Origin of the sequence: Pseudoalteromonas rubra (assembly GCF_005887095.1) — a bacterium.
In the GTDB taxonomy this organism is placed as follows: Bacteria; Pseudomonadota; Gammaproteobacteria; order Enterobacterales; family Alteromonadaceae; genus Pseudoalteromonas; species Pseudoalteromonas rubra_E.
On the sequence record NZ_PNCI01000066.1, the window covers coordinates 1 to 2,073 of the forward strand.

The following is a 2,073-nucleotide window of genomic DNA, read 5'->3' on the forward strand; positions in this document are numbered from 1 at the left end:
ATCAAGATCTTTGGTGCTGGTTTTACGGCCCGTCAGGTCGTTGTCTATCAGGATGGCGCATTAACGCCGATTTAGAAGCGTCCACCACATCACCCACCCAAAAATCCAGACCGGATGCCTACGATTTTGGGTGGGTGTCCTTGTAACTTTCAGCCATCTTTGTTCTTGAGATTGCCATTGGGGTCATAGACATAGCGCTTATCATCACCATCTACTGTGGTGATGCGGTTTAGCTTATCGTACTCAAAGGTGGTCGCCGTGTCTTCGGCGTTCAGCGCCCGGCTGGTCAGGTTCCCCATCGCATCAAAAGTGTAGCTGTACTGCTGGATATAACGATAGGCACTGCTCTGAGCAACCTTGTGTGCTTTTTTACAGCCCGTCAGGTCGTTGTCTATCAGGGCCGCGCATTAACGCCGATTTAGAAGCGTCCACCACATCACCCTCCCAAAAACCCAGACTGAATGCCTATGATTTTGGGTGGGTGTCCATATAACTTAGAAGCGTCCATCACATCACCCACCCAAAAATCCAGACTGAATGCCTACGATTTTGGGAGGGTGTCCTTGTAACTGCTGCTGGATATAACGATATGCACTGCTCTGAGCAACCTTGTGTGCTTTTTTACAGCCCGTCAGGTCGTTGTCTATCAGGGCCGCGCATTAACGCCGATTCAGAAGCGTCCACCACATCACCCTCCCAAAAATCCAGACTGAATGCCTATGATTTTGGGTGGGTGTCCTTGTAACTTGGTGCATGCCAGCGCTGATTTCCACTGCACACCGCGCTGGCGTGATTGCACAGAAAAAAGGCGCTCACTGAGCGCCAATTTTGAATGGGTGTCACCTTAACTCCCCTAGTTCATCATGAGTCGATTTGAAGAAACCGACTCAATATTTAAACCATTCGTTAAAACCTTCGTTAATATAAATTTTGAGCCATCATGATATTGAATAGATATTATTTTCTTTGCTTCCCATCTTTCATAGATTGAAACACTAATCTGCTCAGCTTTTAACCCCATAAAGTCCCGGATATTTTCTATATGCTCAAGAAATTTGAACTTAAAATCATTGCTATCATATCCATAACTATTACTTAACACCCCAAGCTCCACCAAAAGGCTAACAACAAACTTAATTTCACTCTCCTTTACCGAACTGTCGAATGAAACAATCGCTTTACTGTGTTTTCCTCCACAGGAGGTTAATGGAAACAGCTCTCTAGTAAATCTCGCCTTACCTCTAATCTGCTCAAACTTACTCCCTATACATCCTCCGTCAAACGAAACCATGGGATGACTTTCATAAAGGAAGTTATCTGAACTCCCAGTTTCACTTGCAAATAAAAGCCTACAATTAAAAGAAAAATAGGCGAAGAGAAGTAATGCACTTAACACCTTCATATTAGTAATTCTCAAATAGAGCTTTAATGGTTGAGAAGCTTGGCTTAGCAACATTCCCTCCTCCGCCTCCTTCAGACATTAATTGATGATTACCGATATGATCAAACCCAAGGACATGACCAAACTCATGAGCCGCAGTATATTGACCACCATATTCTTTACTAAACCACATTTCATTTCCACCATGAAGAGCTATGCCTCGAACTAACGCAAGTCCGCCATCTACTAGCCGGTATCCACACTTTTCACAAGGTAAGACACTTATATCTCCACCTGACTCAACAACTTCTAGGTTAACTTCCAACATTAATACATCTCCATCGCCATTTTTATACGTACCCGTCCACTGATTCTCAATTGATTCGACATAGCTCAATAAATCTGATTGACTGATTTCTGGACTGCCACTGACGGTAGCATCAATCGACATTATCATCTCTTGCGCATACTTTGTGGCTTTCGAAGCTAGTTTTTTGTTTTTTACGAAGCCGTCATTTTGAGAGCCCGAAGTCGAGCTATCATACTTTTGTTTTCGCCCCCAATCCGCCCTCAGTGCCGTAGCAAAAGCAGCACTAAACGCACCATTGGCAAACTTGCCACCAGTAATTGCGGATACAGTTCCACCCACAATGGCGGAGCCGATGATACGGTTCACTGGGCCTTTACCAAAC

Annotated in this window: 3 protein-coding genes; all 3 read right to left on the reverse strand. The window is 44.3% G+C overall.

Features of this window, described 5'->3' with window-relative positions; genetic code table 11:
* Positions 1-149 precede the first annotated feature (149 nt).
* Positions 150-299 carry a hypothetical protein gene (locus CWB99_RS24245; protein ID WP_171045426.1) on the reverse strand — a complete coding sequence of 50 codons (150 nt, stop codon included), beginning with the start codon at positions 297-299 and terminating at the stop codon, positions 150-152.
* Positions 300-853: 554 nt separating this feature from the next.
* Complete coding sequence (locus CWB99_RS21380) at positions 854-1,402, reverse strand: hypothetical protein (protein ID WP_138553665.1); 549 nt, start codon at positions 1,400-1,402, stop codon at positions 854-856.
* A gap of 1 nt (position 1,403) precedes the next feature.
* A partial coding sequence (locus tag CWB99_RS21385; protein ID WP_212748535.1) for a hypothetical protein occupies positions 1,404-2,073 on the reverse strand: 670 nt, incomplete at its 5' end.